Consider the following 16,355-nt stretch of genomic DNA (forward strand, 5'->3'; position numbering starts at 1 on the left):
TCCGGCTCCGTTGCCGGACTCGGGGGCGGGGGAGGGGAGTTGGGGGGCGGCGTTGAGGAGAAGAGGGAGGTCAGGGGGCGGGGTGCTGTGGAGGTTCGCCCGCGAGGACGCGTACGACCTCCTCGGCGATCATGGCGCCCATCATGCGGTTGGCGTCCTGGCCGCAGGCCGCCATGTGCGGGGTGAGCAGGACGTTCGGGGCACTGCGCAACGGGCTGTCGCCCAGCGGTTCGTAGGCGAAGGCGTCGAGCGCGGCGCCGCCCAGGTGACCGTCCTCGAGAAGTGCCGCGAGCGCTGCCTCGTCGACGAGACCGCCGCGGGCGGTGTTCACCAGCAGCGCGCCCGGCTTCATCGCGGAGAGCCGCGCATGGTCCAGTAACGGGGCCGCGCCCGGGGTGGCGGGCAGATGCAGGCTGACGACATCGGCGCGGGCCAGGCAGTCGTCCAGCGGGGCCGAACGGGCGCCGAGTGCGCACATGTGCTGAGAGTCGACATAGGGGTCGTACGCGAGCACCGTCATGCCGAAGGCGCGCGCGTACCCGGTCACGAGCTGTCCGATCCGCCCGAAGCCGATCACGGCCAGGGTCCTGCCCGCGAGTTCGGGCCCGAACAGCTTGGGCCACTCCCCGTCCACCAGCCGCCGGTTGGCCTCGGTGATACGGCGCGTGGCGTCCAGGATCAGACCGAGGGTGAACTCGGCGACCGCCCGGGAGTTGCTGCCGGGCGCGCACACCACGGGGATGCCGCGGGCCTGTGCGGCCTCGAGGTCGATGGTGTCCACGCCGACACCGTGCTTGGCGATGACCTTGAGACGGTCCGCCGCGTCGATGACTTCGGCGGTGACCTGGTCCATGCCGACGATCAGGGCGTCGATGTCGGGGATCCGCTTGAGGAGTTCGTGGGCGGGCAGTGCCTCGTCCTCGTACGGGCGCAGGGGGCCCGCGTCGGCCCGCTCCAGGATCTGCCAGGGCTCGGGGGAGTAGCGGGAGAAGGTGGGCGTGGTGATGAGGGTCGTGGTCATGGAGGTCGGCGTCTCGAGTGGTGTGTTGTTCACGGATGTGGTGGTCATGCGATCTCCCGGTCCGCCCAAGTGGGCCTCAGACGGAGGTACTTGATCGTCCGGCGATGGTGAGTGAAGGCGATGTGCAGGGCGCCATCCGGGGTCTGGACGACGGACGGGTAGGACAGCTCGCGGTTGTGGCCGTCGCGGGAGTTGTCGGTGAGGCAGTGGCCGTCACCGGTCTCCAGGTCGCGGCGCACCGGCCAGGTCAGACCGCCGTCCGAGGAGACGGAGAGGGTGAGCGGCGCGCGCGGGGCGCCCCAGAAGGCGGCTCCGGTCGTCGGAGCTGGGGCGGGCGCGTCTCCGTTCCGCCGGTGGTCCCCGCTCAGCCCGTCGTCGTCGATCTCGTCGTACAGCGAGACACGGCGGGCGACGGCGTCCGCCGCGCTGCTGTGGTTGTGGACCAGCGCGAGACGGCCGTCGGCCAACGGGACGTACTGGATCGAGGAGTTGTTGTTCGGCAGGTCCAGTGGGTGCGGCTCTGCCCAGCTCTCCCCGTAGTCGTACGACACGCTCCGGTACACGGCGTCGGCCCGGCGGCTGCGGAACAGGGCAAGGAGCGAACCGTCCGGCAGCGGACGGACGTTCATGTGCACGAGGCCGGTCGAGCCCGGCACCGCGACCTCGCGCCAGCTCACGCCCTCGTCGTCGCTGACCATCACCGAGCTGGAGTCCCGGTCGCCCGACCACCGCTCGCCCGGCGCGGCCACGCAGCGGAACACGGGCAAAAGGCGGCGGCCAGAGGGGAGGACGGTCACCGGCTGGCGTATGAAGACCCCGCCGTCGAACAGCACGCGGGAAGGGCCCCACGTCTTTCCCTCGTCCTGGCTGACGCGCAGCCGTACCTCGGCGGTGTCCTGGCGCCCGGCCCGCTGTGCGGTGTGCAGCAGCCACCAGTCGCCGGACGGGTCGGTGAACAGCAGCGGGTTCTGCTCGGACCGGGTGTCGTCGTGGGAGAGCCGCTCCGGCCGGGACCAGGTGTCCCCGCCCGCGGGCAGCCGCGAGAACCACACCGAGATGTCCGCCACGCCTTCCTGCGTGCCTCCGAACCAGACACAGCCCAGCTCACCGTCGGGTAACACGGTGAGATTGGCGGCATGGTTCTGCACCGCCGGTGCGGACAGCCATGACTCGAAGCGGCCCGTCTCGGTGAGGTGCGGGCGTACGACGCCATCGGCGACGGCCGGGCCCGGCATCACTGGACCTGCTCTGTCGCGCGTACGGCGGTGAGGTGGCGGTAGGCGACCTGCTCCAGGTGGACCAGGTCGCTCGCGACTGTGACGTACGTGAAGCCCTCGGTGAGCCGCTTTGCGGCCGTCGCGCCGTCCGCGTTGTGGATACCGGCGGCGATCCCGGCGGCGGCCGCGGCCTCGCGCACGGTGGCGAGTGCCGCCTCGAACTCGTCCGCGACCCTTGGGTCGGTGGAGCTGGCGCCGCCCAGCGCGATACGCAGGTCGGAGGGGCCGATGTAGACACCGTCGACGCCGTCGGTGCCGCAGATCTCTTCTACGTTCTTGAGGCCCTCGGCGGTTTCGATCATCGCCAGCACCACGGTCTGGGCGTGCGCGTCGGCAGGGTCGGGGCCGATGCGCAGGGCCGAGCGCATCGGGCCGTACGAGCGCTTGCCGAGCGGCGGGTAGCGTACGGCCGCCACCGCGGCGGCGGCGTCCTCTGCGGTGTCGATGAGCGGGACGATGACGCCGGCCGCGCCTGCGTCGAGTGCCTTACCGATGGGCATGGGGTCGTTGGCCTCAACTCGTACCAGCCCTATGGCGGTTGAGCCCTTGGTGTCTATGGCGGTGAGCGAGGCGAGTACGCCCGCGTAGTCGATCAGGCCGTGCTGGGCGTCCAGGGCCACATAGTCGTAGCCGAGGCGGGCTATTCGTTCCGTCGAGACGGGGGAGTCCAGGACGGACCAGTAGCCGACCAGCGGGTCGCGTGCGCGTATCGCTGTCGCGAAGGTGGTGGGGGTCATGGGGGTGGCCTCCGGGGGTGGGCGGACTCGGTTGGGGTCGTCGCCGAGTGCGGGTTGTCAGCGGTTGTATGCGGGCATGGGGCCGCGTAGCGCCTTGCCGATCTCGTCGCAGGCCGCTGTGACGTCGGGGGGCAGGGGGCCGTTGGCGGCGGCCGCGATGTTGGCCAGTAGATGGGCGGTGCTGGAGCCGCCCAGGAGCAGGGCGTCGGTCGAGTCGCGGTCCAGAAGCCAGCGGAGGGCCAGGTCCGTGAGGGGAATGCCGGCGGACTCCGCGACGGTGGAGAGCTGCTCCACCGCGGTGAAGAGGCGCTCGTCCCAATAGCGTCGGCGGTACATCTCAGCGACCTTGGAGTCGCCGAACCTGCCCGATTCCGGGGGACGTTCGAAGCGGTGGCGGCCGGTGAGGAGGCCGCCGCCGAGCGGGTTGTAGACCATGGTGCGCAGGCCGGTGACCGCGGCGTACTCGACGTACTCCTCCTCAATGCGGCGGGCGAGGAGGTTGTGCATCTGCTGGGCGATGACCGGCCGTGGTGCTCCCAACTCATCGGCGGTGCTGATGAGTTGGGAAATCTGCCAGGCCGCGTAGTTGGAGACCCCGAGGGCGCGGACCTTTCCCTCGGCCACGAACTCGGCGACGGCGGTGAGGGTTTCGGCCAGTGGTGTCGCGCGGTCCGGCTGGTGGAGGTAGAAGAGGTCGACCGAGTCGGTGCCCAGGCGCTTGAGGCTGCCCTCCAGCGCGGCGCGCAGACCGGCCGCGGAGAGCGGGGCGTGGTCGCCCTGGTCGGGGTGGGGGATACCGGCCTTGGTCGCCAGGACGATGCGGTCGCGGCGGCCCGGGAGCAGTCCGGCGAGGATGCGTTCGCTCTCGCCGCCCGCGTAGCCGTTGGCCGTGTCCACGCCGGTGATGCCCGCGTCGAGCGCGGCATCGAGCATGTCGGCCGCCGAGGAGGCGTCGACGGTGTCGCCGAAGGTCATGGTGCCGAGTACCAGCCGGGAGAGCGGTACGGGGATGTTCGGCACGGTGATGCCGGTGGTCACGTGGGAGTTCCTTCCGGGGCGGCGGAGAAGTTGACGTGGTCGACGGCTCGGAAGGGGCCGCTTGAAGTGGCGTACTCGACGACGAGGTCCTCTACGGAGAGGAGTACCGGCCTTGTGGTGGTGGGGAGTTCGGTCACGACGCCGCCTCCTCCGCGACGGGCTCGGTCCGGCCGTCGCTGTCCTCGTCCCACGTACCCACACGGGGCACGGCGGCGAGGAGTTCACGGGTATACGGCTCGGCGGGGCGCTCGACGATCTGCTGTGCGGAGCCCGATTCGCCGAAACGGGCGAGCGGTACCACGCCGCGGGCCTCCTCGGTCGTACCGGTCAGCGCCGTGGACACGTCCTCGACGGTGACCGGGCTGCCGTCCGCGTAGCACACGCCCTCGCGCAGCCGCACCGTCCACGCGGTGGGCCCGGTCATCTCGAACCGGTCGGCCAGGACGAGTTGGGGCTCCAGGTCCGGGCCGATGCGGGTGAGCGCCTGCCGTACGGCGCGCTGCACGGTCACCGACGCCTCGAACTGGTTCAGCTTGTTGTCGAGACTCACCAGGGAGCGGTTCAGACCGAGGGTGAGGGTGCCGGGCCCGGGCGCACCGGTGGGTCCGGCGCAGGCGGACAGCGGACCGAGGGCGACACTCGCACCGCCGAGGGCGCCCCAGCGCAGCACGGTGCGGCGGCGGGGCTGACTCGGCGGGGGGACACGATGCGGCGGAGTGGGGGTCATGTCGACCTTCTCGGTTCTGGGGGCGACCGGCTCTTGCCGATGCCGCCCGGCACAGGGCGGCGAAGCGGTGTCGCGCCGAAAAAAAGGTGGCACGGTTGCGCGAATCGCGCAAGGAGTCTCGCGTGCTTCGCGCAGTCGTGCCATCATCGGCGTCCGGGGCCGATCACCCACAGGCCCGAGGAGGTACCCGTGTCCCGCATCACACCCGCCGGCCGCCCATCCCGCGTGCTGGCGCTCGCGGACGACCTGTCCGGCGCCGCCGAGACCGCCGCCGCACTGGGCCTGCCCGGCCGGATCCTGCTGGGCCCGCCCACCGCACCGGCACCCGACGGCGAGGCGCTGGTACTCGACCTCGACACCCGGCAGCTCACCGCGGACGAGGCCGCTCGCGCCGTGGGTGCTGTCATGCCGTACGCCGACGGCGGCCTGGTCTTCAAAAAGGTCGACTCGCTGCTGCGGGGCAACCTCGCCTCGGAGGCGGCCAGTTACGCCGGGGGCGCCACGGGCGTGGTGATCGCTCCCGCCCTGCCGGTGGCGGGCCGTACCGTGCGCGACGGAGTCGTCCATGTACACGGCACCGCGCTGCACGCAACCGACGCCTGGCGCGCGGAGCGGGGCCCGGCGCCCGAATCGGTGCGGGCGGCGCTGGGCGACCTGCCGACGCGGGTGGTGCCGCTGTCGGTGGTGCGCTCGCCCGTACTGGCGCTGTCCGGCTGGCTGCGCACCCTCATCGCGAAGGGCCACCACCCGGTGTGCGACGCGGAAACAAACGCCGACCTCGACGCGATAGCCCAGGCGGCGCTCCAACTCGACCCTAGCGTAAGGCTGTTGGGGACGGGCGGGCTGGCCGCCGCGCTCGGCCGGAGACTGGCGGCAGCGGACGGGAGCGGCCTCCGCGAAACCCCGGAGCTCACGCCGTACAGACCGCTGCTCGTCGTGGTCGGAACGGCCGCACCCAGCGCCGTTGCGCAGATCGCGCAACTTCTGGACTCCGGCGCGCACCACGTGCCCGTACCGGCGCACCTGCTCACCGACCACCGCGGCCCGCACCCGCTCGCCACCACGCCCGACGGCATCACCGTCGTCAGCATCGACGGCGGCGGCGCCGTCGAGCCCGGATCGGCCCGCACCCTCGCGGCCGGCCTCGCCCGTACGGTCGCCGAAGCCGCCCGCGACAGCGACCTCGTCCTCACGGGCGGCGAGACCGCGCGCCGCGTGCTGGACGCGCTGGGCGTCCGTGAGCTGCTGCCCGTCGGGCAGATCCACCACGGCGCCGTGCACGCCCGCACCGCCGACGGCCGGTCCGTCGTCACCCGCCCCGGCAGCTTCGGCGAGCCCGACTCCCTGCTGCGCATCGCCCGCGCGCTGCGCCCCGACCACGCCGCCGCATTGACCCCGTCGTTCGTTCCGCAAGGAGACCCCACGTGAACGCAGCCCCCACCGCCGCGTCCGCCGAGCGGTCCGGCACCGCCGGGCCCCCGCTGCCGATCATCGCGGTGACCATGGGCGACGGTGCCGGCGTCGGGCCGGAAGTCATCGTCCCGGCGCTGCTGCACCCCGACACCCTGCGCTGCTGCCGCCCCGTCGTCATCGGTGACGCCCAGCGCCTGCGCCAGGCGGCGGACATCCTCGGCATCAGTGCTGACATCGTTGCCGTCGACGGCCCCGCCGACGCCGAGTTCACGTCCCGCCGTATCAACGTCGTCGACCTCGGACTGCTCCCGGCCGACCTGCCCTGGGGCACCCACTCCGCCGCGGCGGGCGACGCCGCGTACCACTACATCCGCGTCGCCGCCCAGCTCGCCCTGAGCGGCGAAGTCCACGCCATCTGCACCGCCCCCCTCAACAAGGAGGCCCTGCACGCCGCCGGGCACCTCTACCCCGGCCACACCGAACTCCTCGCCCATCTCACCGGCGTGGACGAGGTGTCGATGATGCTGTCCACACCCAAGGTGAAGGTCATCCACGTCACCACGCACCTCGGCCTGATCGACGCCGTCAACCGCATCGAACCCGGCCTCGTCGAACGCACCGTGCGCCGCGGCCACGAAGCCATGGTCCGCGCGGGCGTCGACGCCCCCGTGATCGGCGTCTGCGGCATCAACCCGCACGCGGGCGAGAACGGCCTGTTCGGCTACGGCGAAGAGGAGGCGAAGATCGTTCCCGCCCTGGAGGCCGTACACAACGACGGCATCGACGCCCGCGGCCCGATCCCCGCCGACACCGCCTTCTTCCTCGCAGGGCGCGGCGACTACGACCTCATCGTCGCCATGTACCACGACCAGGGCCACGGCCCGGTGAAGGTCCTCGGCATCGAAACGGGCGTGAACCTCACCGTGGGACTGCCCGTCATCCGCACCTCCGTCGACCACGGCACCGCGTTCGACATCGCAGGCACCGGCCGAGCCGAGGCCGGTAGCATGGTCGAGGCGCTGCGGCAGGCCGCCGAGATGTCATCCGCCTCGGCCGCCCGATGACCCCGCTCTCGTGGGTCCCGGAGGACACCACCGCACACCCGGAGGACACAGGACTGATGTCTGCGATCGGATCCAAGTCCCGGCGCGACCGGATCGTCCAGCTCGCCACCACCACCGGCCTGACCAGCGTGGACGAACTCTCCCAGCTGTTCGGCGTGACGGCCTCCACCATCCGCCGCGACCTGGCGAAGCTCACCACCGACGGACGCCTCGCCCGTACGTACGGCGGCGCGATGGCGCTGTCCGCGCACCCCGAGGCCTCACTGCGGCAGCGCACGGGCGAGGCCTTCGAGGCCAAACGTGCCATCGCCCGCTGGGCCGCCGCCCAGATCCAGCCCGGCGAGACGCTCCTCCTCGACGCCGGCTCGACCGTCGGCGCACTCGCGCATGAACTGCGTACGGCCAAGAACGTCACCGTCGCGACCACCGGCCTGACCGCGCTCCAGGAACTCGCCGACGTCCAGAACGTCCACGTGGAGTGCCTCGGCGGCACCCTCCGCCCGCTCAGCCAGGGCTTCGTCGGCCCGCTGACCGAGGCTGCCCTCGAACGGCTCACCTTCGACCGGGTCTTCCTCGGCACGGACGGCGTCTCCCCGGAGCACGGGATCTGCGAGGCCGATCTGCGCCAGACGCGCCTGAAGGAGCTCATGGCGCGCCGCGCCGACCACGTCTACGTCCTCGCCCACGCCGCGAAAGTGGGCCGCCGCCCCTTCCACGCCTGGGCCACCCTGCCCGCGGGCTGGACCCTGGTCACGGACGACGCGGCCGACCCGCGCGTCCTCGACGAGCTGCACAGCCGCGGGGTCACCACGGTCCTGGCCAAGTCCGAGGAGGAGGACTCCTGAACTTGGCCGCACCGACAGGAAAGGGCCAGGCGCTGGGACGCGCCTGGCCCTTTCCGTTCCCCCTGTTTTCCGGTGGCCTACGCGGCCTTTCGGTCGCTCAGGCGCCGCAGACCGGGACGCCGGGCAGCTGGTTGTCCGGGTGGTCGACGTAGTAACTCGCGATGAAGCCGCGGGAGTCACCGCGCGTGATGTACACCCACCACGGGTTGCCGCCGACGTTCTGCCCCTGCTTCTGGCAGACCGCCTCGAAGGCCTGGCCCGGCTGCAACTGCCCTGCCACCACAGGGCAGTTGCCCGGCGACGGGAACGCGTCGCACGCACCCGGGTTGCCCGGGTTGTCGCGGACATTGACGTCGGTCGCCCACACCGTGAAGCTCGCCCGGGAGGACGCGCCGTCCGAGGTGTCACCGGCCGAGGCGGCGGCCGGGCCGGCCAGACCCGCGGTCAGGGCCGTGGCGGCGAGAGCCGCACCGAGGGCAGTACGAAGTCGCATGAGATCTCCCCGTGTTGTCGTGCTTGGCTTGGTCGTGCCTGTCTTACGCAGGGCACACGAAGACACGGGCCGCTCTGTATGACACGAGGTCGAGTGACGCTCATCACACTCCAGTAGGTGTCCCAAGGGGGCTGCGATCAGGGCGAGTTACGTACCTCGTCCGCCGAACACGTGCGCACCTCAACCGTGTTGCGGGTACGGACCCCCGGCAGCCAGCCCTCCGCCCCCTCGCGGGTCCTGACCAGGTACCAGCGGGTCGAGGAGATCAAGCTCTCGTCCGTCACCATCGTGCCGCGGGTGACCACACACGCCGCGGCCAGCCGGTCGCCGTGCCACACGCGGCCGGCCGTGTTCCCCGGCGCCGCGTACTCGGCGTACGGATCCTTCGCCAGCCGCAGCGCGCACTCCAGCGTCCGCAGCGGACGACACGGCTCTTCGGCGTTGAACACCGTCACCGAGGCATCGAACCGCGCCCGGTCGGCAGGAGGTGTGTCGGCGGTCGGCCGGACCAGCCACCAGGCGCCCAGTGCGACGGCGCACACCAGGACGGCGGCGGCAGCGACCGCCCAACTTATCCGCGGCCGCGCCCCGAAGACCGCCCTGCGTGGTGGCGCCTCGGCGGACCGGACCCGCTCCCACAGCCCGGGCGGCGTCTCGATCTCCTCGTCGGCGGCCCTGAGCCGGTCGCGCAGCAGCGCGGCAACGCGGTCGTCGGGCTCTGCGTCAGGCTTCATGCCCCCGGCTCCTTTCCCGAACGGTCCCCGCGTTCCCGCTCACCTCTGTCCAGCAACGAGCGCAGCTTCTCAAGTGCACGCGTGCGATGCCGGGCGGCCGTTCCGCGGTGCACCCCTATGATCCGGGCGGCCTGATCGATGGTGTAACCGTCCAGATCGACGAGTATCACCACGCCCGCCTGCTTGGAAGACAACCTCCCCAGCAGCCGTACCGCCTCCATCTCGGCGTCACGCCGCTCCACTCCGCCGTCCCAGCCCGCCGCGACCACCGGCCCGATCGAGCCGAGGCGGCCCGCCTGCCCGGCGGCATCGGCGGCACCCGACACCTCCACATCATCCACCAGGACCTGACGGCGCTCACGGCGATGGGTGTCGCGTACGACGCTGAGCAGCGCGGTGAAGGCATAGGCGTACGGCTCCGGATGGTCGAGGAATCGCTGCGGCCGTGCGGCCAGCTTCAGGTAGGCCTCGTGCACCGCGTCCTCGGCCCAGGATCTGGTCCCGGCCAGCATGACGGCTCTTCGGTAGAGCCGGGGCAGGAGTTCGCAGAAGGTCTCGTCGAAGCGGGTCGGTGGCGGTGACGGCGAGGTTGAGGGACCGTTTGGAGGGTGGCCCATGGGCTCGGATGTCTCCCCGTTGTGAAGTCGGGCGGGCCGTCGCCTGCCCGCCGTGTTGTGCACCGAGTGATCAATTACCCGAGTGCGGCCCGGTCACGCAGGCTCTTTTCCAGCTCGGCGCCCAACCCTCACCTCAACTCCCACCCCGGGACGCCGACCGCCCCTCTCCGGGGCCCGCGTCCCTGTCGGCGCGGCCGGGCGCAACTGTCCGGAAACCGGCGTTCATCCGCACCGAAGGCGGGTTAACGTGCCGTTTCGGCCCACGAACTGGGGGAGTTGAATGGTGGCCCGATCCATCGTCGATCTGAAGCAGCTCGGTCCGGAATTTCTGCGTGATCCGTATCCCGTCTACGCCCGGCTCCGTTCCGGGGGGCCCGTCCACCGTGTGTATGACCCCGACGGCGAGGAGGTGTGGCTCGTCGTCGGCCACGAGGCCTGCAGAACGGCCTTCACAGATCCACGGCTCAGCCGGAACTGGCTGAGGGCCGGGAACATCAAACAGATCGTCAACACCGAGCAGACCCAGCCGGCCCTCATGCACATGCTGATGTCGGACCCGCCGGACCACACCCGACTGCGGCGACTGGTGGCACGGGAATTCACCCCGCGACGTATCGAGTCACTGGCTCCTCGCGTCCAGCAGGTCACCGATGAGCTGCTGGACAGGATGCTGGCAGTGGAGGAGCGGCGGGCCGATCTGATCGCGTCCTTCGCCTTCCCGCTGCCCATGACGGTCATCTGCGAACTGCTCGGCGTCCCCGAACTGGACCGGGACGCCTTTCGCCGCTGGTCCAACGAGATGGTCGCGCGCACCAGCCCGGAGGCGGAGGCGCTCGCCTATCAGGAGGAGTCCGCGTATCTTGCCGAGTTGATCGCGGCCAAGCGGGCGAAGCCCGGTGAGGATCTGCTCAGCGGTCTGATCCACACCGCGGACGAGGACGGTGACCGGCTCTCGCCGGACGAGCTCATCGGCATGTCCAATCTGCTGCTCATCGCCGGTCACGAGACCACGGTCAATCTGATCGGCAACGGCTTGCGGGCACTGTTCGCACATCCCGGCCAACTCGCCGATCTGCGCGCCGACTTCGGCCTGCTCGACGGGGCGATCGAGGAGATGCTCCGCTACGACGGCCCGGTGGAGAACAGCACGGACCGCCTGGCCCTGGAGGATGTGGAGTTGGGCGGGGTGACCATCCCCGCGGGTTCCACCGTCCGGATCACCATGGCGGACGCCGACCGCGACCCGGCGCGCTTCAAGGACCCCGACCGGTTCGACATCCGCCGGGGCTCCCGCGGTCACATCGCCTTCGGCCACGGCCTGCACTACTGCCTGGGCGCGCCGTTGGCACGGCTGGAAGGCCGGATCGCCTTCCGCACCCTGCTGGAACGCTGCCCGGACCTGGCGCCGGACGCGGACGAGTCCGAACTGCCCTGGACGCCGGGGTTGTTGATCCGGGGCGTACGGAAGCTGCCTGTGCGCTGGTGACGGAGCACACCCGGGGCGCGCCCTGTGTACTGTCGGAAGTCCCGCCGATCACCTGGTGTCGGCGGGCTTCGCAGGACAACGCAGGAGGACACCCGTATGACCCGCCCGATCACCGTGGGAGTGGACGGATCACCCGAGAGCCTGGCCGCCGTGGCCTGGGCCGGCCGGGAAGCCGTCCGCCGCGAGCTGCCACTGCGTCTGGTGCAGGCCTGGGAGAGCGACGACGCGGGGGAGCACGACGCGAAGGCGCGGGACGCGCTGCGGGAGGCCGCGAGCTCCCTCACCGAGCGGCACCCCGGGCTCCCGGTGTCCACGGACCTCCTGGACGCGGCTCCGGTCCCCTCGCTGGTCGCCGAGGCCGCGGACGCCGAGATGCTGGTGCTCGGCTCGCGCGGGCACGGAGTGATCGTCGGCTTCCTGCTCGGTTCCGTCGGACAGCAGGTCAGCGCCGAATCCGGGCGCCCCGTCGTCCTCGTACGCGCCGACGACCGCGCCGAACAGGAGGCGGCGGGCCGCGAGATCGTCGTGGGACAGCAGGGAGGCCCGGACGACAGCGCCGCGGCCTTGGAGTTCGCCTTCGAGACCGCGGCGGCACGCGGCGCAGGCGTACGGGTCGTACGGGCCTGGAGCCTGCCGGCGTTCTACGAGTTCAACCCCGGCTTGATGAATCTCCTCGACGAGGCCGGCGGCCTGGAACCGTACGAGAAGAAGGCCCTCGAGGAGGCGCTGACGCCCTGGCGGGAACGGTTCCCTGAGGTGCCCGTGACCGAGCACGTCGAGATCGGCAGTGCGGGGGAGGTGCTGCTGTCGGCGGCGTCCCGGGCCCAGCTGATGGTGGTGGGGCGGCGTGCCCAGCGCTCGGCCGTGGGGTCACGGATCGGTTCGGTGGCGCACTCCGTCATGCATCACGCGCCCTGCCCGGTGACGGTCGTCCCGCCGTCCTGAACGCCCGGCTCAAGCTGACGGTGTCTGCGACGCGGCGGCGTCCGGCGCCGGCAGCTTCTCGCGGATCTTCGGCAGGATGTTCTTGACGTAGTCCTCGACGGCCATGTCCAGGCCGATGTCGTGCTGCGCCCGCTCGGACAAGTACCAGCGATGCTCGAGCAGCCCGTGGTACAGCTCCGCCGCGTCCATGGAGCCACGCAACTCCCGCGGTACGGCCCGCACGGTGGGCCGGAACACCTCGCGCACCCAGCGGTGGGCCAGCACCTCCGGGCGGGCGGCGAGGGGGTCGCCGGGTGCGTAGTCCTCCTGGGTGGCCATCCAGGTCTCGAGGTCGTTGAGGAGCCGGCGCGCCTGGTTCTCCTCGGCGTCCAGCCCGGTCAGCCGCAGGAGCTGGCGCTGGTGATGGCCGGCGTCGACGACCTTGGGGACGAAGGTCACGGTGTCACCGTTCGAGGAGTGCGCGATCTGCATCTCGGCGACATCGAAGCCGAGATCGTTGAGCCGCCGGACCCGGCGGTCGATGTAGTGGTGCTTGCCCGCCGGATACACCGACGTACGGGTCAGCTCTTGCCAGAGGCTCTCGTAACGGCCGCATATCTCCGTACCGAAGTCGATCGGGTCGACGGACGGGTGCAGCGCCCCCGACGCCTCCAGGTCGAGCAGTTCGCCGCTGATGTTCACGCGCGCGAGATCGAGATCGTAACTGCGCTGCCCGTCGCTGAGCCTCTGGTGCAGCTCGCCGGTCTCCGCGTCGACGAGGTACGCGGCGAACGCCCCGGCGTCGCGCCGGAACAGGGTGTTGGACAGGGAGCAGTCGCCCCAGGCGAACCCTGCCAGGTGGAGCCGGACCAGCAGTACGGCGAGCGCGTCCATGAGCCGGTGCATGGTGGCGGGCCGCATCGTCGTCTCGAACATCGACCGGTACGGCATCGAGCCGTTCAGATGCCGGGTGATCAGCACCGGCTCCAGGTACGTGCCGTCGTCCCGGGTGCGGCCGGTGACGACGGCGAGCGGGTCCACCGCGGGGATGTTGAGGCGGTGCAGAGAGCGCAGCAGTTCGTACTCCCGCACGGCGGGCCGCTCGGCCAGCTCCTTGACGGCCACCACTTCATTGCCGGCGCGTGCGTACCGCACGACGTGCCGTGAGATGCCGCGCGGCAGCGGCACGAGATGGCGCTCCGGCCAGTCCTCCAGGGGCAGATCCCACGGCAGTTCGAGCAGCAGCGCGGGATGCTCCGGGTTGGTGGCGCTGATGTGCAATGCCATCGCTGTGTTGCCCTCGCCTCGCGGTCGTACGTCACCTGGCAAGACATCTCCGCACTTGGACGCCCGGTTCGTCAACCGGCACGAGGTGTACCGCACGCGACGAGTGGGGCCGGTGCCGCGCGGCACCGGCCCCACTCATCAGGTTGGAAGGCTGAGCTGTTGCCTGGCCGGCGTCACTGCCGCGCGCCCACCGGCTCCTGCTGCTGCTCCTCCTGCGGTTCGGTGCCGAGCATCGAGCGGACCTCGAACTTCTCGTACACGTCCGGGCTTTCCTCGTTCCGGCCCATCATGGTGCCGAGCCAGCCGAGCAGGAAGCCGGCCGGTACGGAGACGATGCCCGGGTTCTGCAGGGGGAAGAAGGCGAAGTCCGCGTCCGGGTAGAACGAGGTGGGCGTCGAGGAGACGACGGGGGAGCAGATGACCAGCAGCACGGAGGTGGCGAGACCTCCGTACAGGCTCAGCAGCGCGCCGCGGGCGTTGAAGTGCCGCCAGAACAGGCTGTAGACCATGGTCGGCAGGATCGCGGACGCGGCGATGGCGAAGGCCAGGAACCCCAGGTTGGCGGTGTTCGTGCCGTACGCCAGCAGCGCGAGCAGCATGCCGAGGACACCGATGACGACGGCGGACAGCCGGGCCGCCGTCAGTTCCTCGGTCTGGCTCGCCTTGCCCTTGCGGATCACCTGCCCGTACAGGTCGTGGGCGAGCGAGGACGCCGCGGCGAGCATGAGCCCGGCCGCCACGGCCATCAGCGTGATGAACGCCAGACAGGAAATGAGCGCGGTCAGGACGGCGCCGCCGATGGAGTTGGCGAGCAGCAGTACCGCCGCGTCGCCCTTGGCGTCGACCTTCGCGATGGATTCGCGGCCGACGATCGCCGTCGCACCAAGGCCCAGCACACCCGCCGCGAAACACACGAAGCCGACCAGGCCCGTGGCCCACAGCACCGACCGCCGCAGCACACGGGTGGCGCGGGGAGCGAGTAGACGCATCGTCATGTGGGGGAGTGCCGCCAGGCCCAACGCGATGGCGATCTGCAGACTGAAGAAGTCGAGCTTGCTGGTCGTGCTGCCTCCGTAGCGCAGCCCCGGCTCCAGGAACCGCTGCCCCATGCCGCTGCCGTCGGCTGCGGCGCCGAGCAGGCCGTCGATGTTCCAGCTGAAGCGGTGCAGCACGATGACGGCGGTCACCGCGACGCCCGCGATCAGCATGACGGCCTTGACGATCTGGAGGAAGGTCGCGCCGGGCATCCCGCCGAGCGCCACGTACAGCACGATCAGGGTGCCGATGAGTACGACGCACATGGTGCGGGTGGTGGCACTCGGCTGGCCGATGAACTGAGTCAACAAGGCGATGCTGCCGACGAGTTGGGCAACGATGTAGAGGACGCAGATGATCAGTGTGCAGGCGGCCAGGGCGATGCGTACCGAGCGCTGGCTTCGGGGCAGTCGCAGGGCCAGGGTGTCGCCGAGGGTGAACTTGCCCGAATTGCGCAGGGGTTCGGCGATCATCAGCATCACCATCATCCAGGCGACGACCGTGCCGAGGAGATAGAGCAGACCGTCGAACCCGGTCAGCGCCACCAGTCCCGTACTGCCCAGGAGGGTGACGGCGGACAGGTAGTCGCCGCACATCGCCAGCCCGTTGCGCAGCGGCGACATGGTCCGGTTGCCCAGGTAGAAATCGCTGATCTCGTCGCCCTGCGGAGCGGTGATGAGGGCCGAGAACATGCTGACGACCACGACCGACACGAACAGGACGAAGGTCAGCTTCAGACTGGTGCCGCCGATGACGCCGTCATCGGCGGCCAACATCAGGTGGCCTTGGGGATAAGTCACCACGAACCGAACCGCCTCTGCTGGGGAGCGCTGGGCTGCTGGACACGAGTCTGCTCGGCCTCGTCACGGGCGATCTCCGCCCGCAGACGGTCGACGGCCGGGTCGATCCGCCGCTCCATGTGCGTCGTGTACCGCCACGCGGTCAGGGCCATCAGGGCGAACATGCCGACGCTGCCCACCAGACCCACCGTCACATGGCCGAAGAGCTCCTGGTTCAGCACTCCGGGCGCGAAGCTCGACAGCAGCACGAACAGCAGGAAGCCCCCGACCGAGATGAGTATCGCCACGATCCCGAACGAGCGGTGGGCCCGGCGTATGGAGCGGAAGTCAGGATGTGAGGCGACTCGGTTCTCCGCCGCGGGGGCCGGCGGCATCTGTCCCGGTTGGGGGCTGAAGGGCGAGCTGGAGTGTCTTGGCATACCGTGCCTTGTCTGACGCCTTGTGTTCGCGGTCTGCACGCGGAAATTGCTCACTGAATATGCAGGGGGACGACTGTTGAACGGGCTTCACGTTTTCACGGCAGGCCGGGAATTCGCCCGAAATGCCACTGAAACCGTGTTCCGGCCGTGCCGGACGGCCCCGCTGGCTGGGTGGTCAGCGGAGCGTATCGGATTGTGGCATTCCATCCTTTCAACTATCAACCGGATCATGGCTATTGGCGTCGGTGACTCAAATTCAACGCGCGTCACTTTCCTCGCCCCGGCTCCTTCGCCCGGCGTCGTTCACCAGCCCCTCCGCAGCGGGACTGAGACGCGTGTGGGACGTGATGTGCAGCACGCGCGTAGAGCCGCCGTCGGAGCCGGTGGCACGGATCGTCCCTTGCCACGGCTTGATCGCCGATCAAGAGGGGCAAAATC

General features: G+C 70.6%; 17 protein-coding genes. 5 read left to right on the forward strand and 12 right to left on the reverse strand.

Features of this window, described 5'->3' with window-relative positions; translation table 11 throughout:
• Positions 1–70 precede the first annotated feature (70 nt).
• The 6 genes from OHT21_RS43555 to OHT21_RS43580 are packed head-to-tail and all read right to left on the reverse strand — an operon-like array spanning position 71 to position 4,800.
• The gene (locus tag OHT21_RS43555; RefSeq protein ID WP_328773771.1) at positions 71–1,069 is read right to left on the reverse strand and encodes a phosphoglycerate dehydrogenase; all 999 of its coding nucleotides are present in this window, start codon (positions 1,067–1,069) and stop codon (positions 71–73) included.
• Positions 1,066–2,256, reverse strand: a complete 1,191-nt coding sequence (locus OHT21_RS43560; RefSeq protein ID WP_328773772.1) for a sialidase family protein — start codon at positions 2,254–2,256, stop codon at positions 1,066–1,068. The genes OHT21_RS43555 and OHT21_RS43560 overlap by 4 nt, the downstream gene beginning before the upstream one ends.
• The gene (locus OHT21_RS43565; protein ID WP_328773773.1) at positions 2,256–3,035 is read right to left on the reverse strand and encodes an HpcH/HpaI aldolase family protein; all 780 of its coding nucleotides are present in this window, start codon (positions 3,033–3,035) and stop codon (positions 2,256–2,258) included. The genes OHT21_RS43560 and OHT21_RS43565 overlap by 1 nt, the downstream gene beginning before the upstream one ends.
• Before the next feature lie 57 nt (positions 3,036–3,092).
• Positions 3,093–4,073, reverse strand: a complete 981-nt coding sequence (locus tag OHT21_RS43570) for an aldo/keto reductase (RefSeq protein ID WP_328773774.1) — start codon at positions 4,071–4,073, stop codon at positions 3,093–3,095.
• Positions 4,070–4,210, reverse strand: a complete 141-nt coding sequence (locus OHT21_RS43575) for a hypothetical protein (protein WP_165344169.1) — start codon at positions 4,208–4,210, stop codon at positions 4,070–4,072. Before OHT21_RS43575 ends, OHT21_RS43570 begins: the two co-directional genes overlap by 4 nt.
• On the reverse strand, positions 4,207–4,800 hold the full coding sequence (locus OHT21_RS43580; RefSeq protein ID WP_328773775.1) for a hypothetical protein: 594 nt from the start codon (positions 4,798–4,800) through the stop codon (positions 4,207–4,209). Before OHT21_RS43580 ends, OHT21_RS43575 begins: the two co-directional genes overlap by 4 nt.
• Positions 4,801–4,989: 189 nt before the next feature.
• Between OHT21_RS43580 and OHT21_RS43585 the strand changes: the two genes are divergently transcribed.
• The 3 genes from OHT21_RS43585 to OHT21_RS43595 are packed head-to-tail and all read left to right on the forward strand — an operon-like array spanning position 4,990 to position 8,122.
• Positions 4,990–6,228 (forward strand): four-carbon acid sugar kinase family protein, encoded by a 1,239-nt coding sequence (locus tag OHT21_RS43585; protein WP_328773776.1) that lies wholly within the window; start codon positions 4,990–4,992, stop codon positions 6,226–6,228.
• Complete coding sequence (pdxA, locus tag OHT21_RS43590; RefSeq protein WP_328773777.1) at positions 6,225–7,277, forward strand: 4-hydroxythreonine-4-phosphate dehydrogenase PdxA; 1,053 nt, start codon at positions 6,225–6,227, stop codon at positions 7,275–7,277. The genes OHT21_RS43585 and pdxA overlap by 4 nt, the downstream gene beginning before the upstream one ends.
• A 56-nt stretch (positions 7,278–7,333) precedes the next feature.
• Positions 7,334–8,122 (forward strand): DeoR/GlpR family DNA-binding transcription regulator, encoded by a 789-nt coding sequence (locus OHT21_RS43595; protein WP_328773778.1) that lies wholly within the window; start codon positions 7,334–7,336, stop codon positions 8,120–8,122.
• Between the two features lie 97 nt (positions 8,123–8,219).
• Here the strand turns inward: OHT21_RS43595 and OHT21_RS43600 are convergent, their stop codons facing one another.
• The 3 genes from OHT21_RS43600 to OHT21_RS43610 all read right to left on the reverse strand — a co-directional run bounded on the left by OHT21_RS43600 (position 8,220) and on the right by OHT21_RS43610 (position 9,966).
• Positions 8,220–8,615, reverse strand: a complete 396-nt coding sequence (locus tag OHT21_RS43600; protein WP_328773779.1) for a hypothetical protein — start codon at positions 8,613–8,615, stop codon at positions 8,220–8,222.
• A 137-nt stretch (positions 8,616–8,752) separates the two neighbouring features.
• Complete coding sequence (locus OHT21_RS43605) at positions 8,753–9,349, reverse strand: hypothetical protein (protein ID WP_328773780.1); 597 nt, start codon at positions 9,347–9,349, stop codon at positions 8,753–8,755.
• Positions 9,346–9,966: an RNA polymerase sigma factor gene (locus OHT21_RS43610; protein ID WP_328773781.1), complete on the reverse strand. Its 621-nt coding sequence runs from the start codon at positions 9,964–9,966 to the stop codon at positions 9,346–9,348. Before OHT21_RS43610 ends, OHT21_RS43605 begins: the two co-directional genes overlap by 4 nt.
• A 280-nt stretch (positions 9,967–10,246) precedes the next feature.
• Between OHT21_RS43610 and OHT21_RS43615 the strand changes: the two genes are divergently transcribed.
• On the forward strand, positions 10,247–11,452 hold the full coding sequence (locus OHT21_RS43615) for a cytochrome P450 family protein (protein ID WP_328773782.1): 1,206 nt from the start codon (positions 10,247–10,249) through the stop codon (positions 11,450–11,452).
• 96 nt (positions 11,453–11,548) lie between these two features.
• Positions 11,549–12,397 (forward strand): universal stress protein, encoded by an 849-nt coding sequence (locus OHT21_RS43620; RefSeq protein WP_328773783.1) that lies wholly within the window; start codon positions 11,549–11,551, stop codon positions 12,395–12,397.
• A gap of 9 nt (positions 12,398–12,406) precedes the next feature.
• Here the strand turns inward: OHT21_RS43620 and OHT21_RS43625 are convergent, their stop codons facing one another.
• The 3 genes from OHT21_RS43625 to OHT21_RS43635 form a co-directional block, all read right to left on the reverse strand.
• A complete protein-coding gene (locus OHT21_RS43625) occupies positions 12,407–13,663 on the reverse strand; it encodes a DUF4032 domain-containing protein (protein ID WP_328773784.1) in 1,257 nt (418 codons plus the stop codon).
• Positions 13,664–13,836: 173 nt separating this feature from the next.
• Entirely contained in the window at positions 13,837–15,474 is a 1,638-nt protein-coding gene (locus tag OHT21_RS43630; RefSeq protein WP_328774447.1) for a solute symporter family protein, read from the reverse strand.
• 20 nt (positions 15,475–15,494) lie between these two features.
• Positions 15,495–15,917: a DUF485 domain-containing protein gene (locus tag OHT21_RS43635; RefSeq protein WP_328773785.1), complete on the reverse strand. Its 423-nt coding sequence runs from the start codon at positions 15,915–15,917 to the stop codon at positions 15,495–15,497.
• Positions 15,918–16,355: the final 438 nt, after the last annotated feature.

It is taken from the genome of Streptomyces sp. NBC_00286 (assembly GCF_036173125.1).
Classification (GTDB): Bacteria; Actinomycetota; Actinomycetes; order Streptomycetales; family Streptomycetaceae; genus Streptomyces.

Excerpts from the sequence above, each read along its gene's own strand:
- OHT21_RS43560 (WP_328773772.1), bottom strand. The coding sequence starts at position 2,256 with ATGCCGGGCCCGGCCGTCGCCGATGGCGTCGTACGCCCGCACCTCACC.
- OHT21_RS43630 (WP_328774447.1), bottom strand. The coding sequence starts at position 15,474 with ATGTTGGCCGCCGATGACGGCGTCATCGGCGGCACCAGTCTGAAGCTG.
- OHT21_RS43635 (WP_328773785.1), bottom strand. The coding sequence starts at position 15,917 with ATGCCAAGACACTCCAGCTCGCCCTTCAGCCCCCAACCGGGACAGATG.
- OHT21_RS43555 (WP_328773771.1), bottom strand. The coding sequence starts at position 1,069 with ATGACCACCACATCCGTGAACAACACACCACTCGAGACGCCGACCTCC.
- OHT21_RS43565 (WP_328773773.1), bottom strand. The coding sequence starts at position 3,035 with ATGACCCCCACCACCTTCGCGACAGCGATACGCGCACGCGACCCGCTG.
- OHT21_RS43610 (WP_328773781.1), bottom strand. The coding sequence starts at position 9,966 with ATGGGCCACCCTCCAAACGGTCCCTCAACCTCGCCGTCACCGCCACCG.
- OHT21_RS43615 (WP_328773782.1), top strand. The coding sequence starts at position 10,247 with ATGGTGGCCCGATCCATCGTCGATCTGAAGCAGCTCGGTCCGGAATTT.
- OHT21_RS43595 (WP_328773778.1), top strand. The coding sequence starts at position 7,334 with ATGTCTGCGATCGGATCCAAGTCCCGGCGCGACCGGATCGTCCAGCTC.
- OHT21_RS43620 (WP_328773783.1), top strand. The coding sequence starts at position 11,549 with ATGACCCGCCCGATCACCGTGGGAGTGGACGGATCACCCGAGAGCCTG.
- OHT21_RS43600 (WP_328773779.1), bottom strand. The coding sequence starts at position 8,615 with ATGCGACTTCGTACTGCCCTCGGTGCGGCTCTCGCCGCCACGGCCCTG.
- OHT21_RS43605 (WP_328773780.1), bottom strand. The coding sequence starts at position 9,349 with ATGAAGCCTGACGCAGAGCCCGACGACCGCGTTGCCGCGCTGCTGCGC.
- OHT21_RS43580 (WP_328773775.1), bottom strand. The coding sequence starts at position 4,800 with ATGACCCCCACTCCGCCGCATCGTGTCCCCCCGCCGAGTCAGCCCCGC.
- OHT21_RS43625 (WP_328773784.1), bottom strand. The coding sequence starts at position 13,663 with ATGGCATTGCACATCAGCGCCACCAACCCGGAGCATCCCGCGCTGCTG.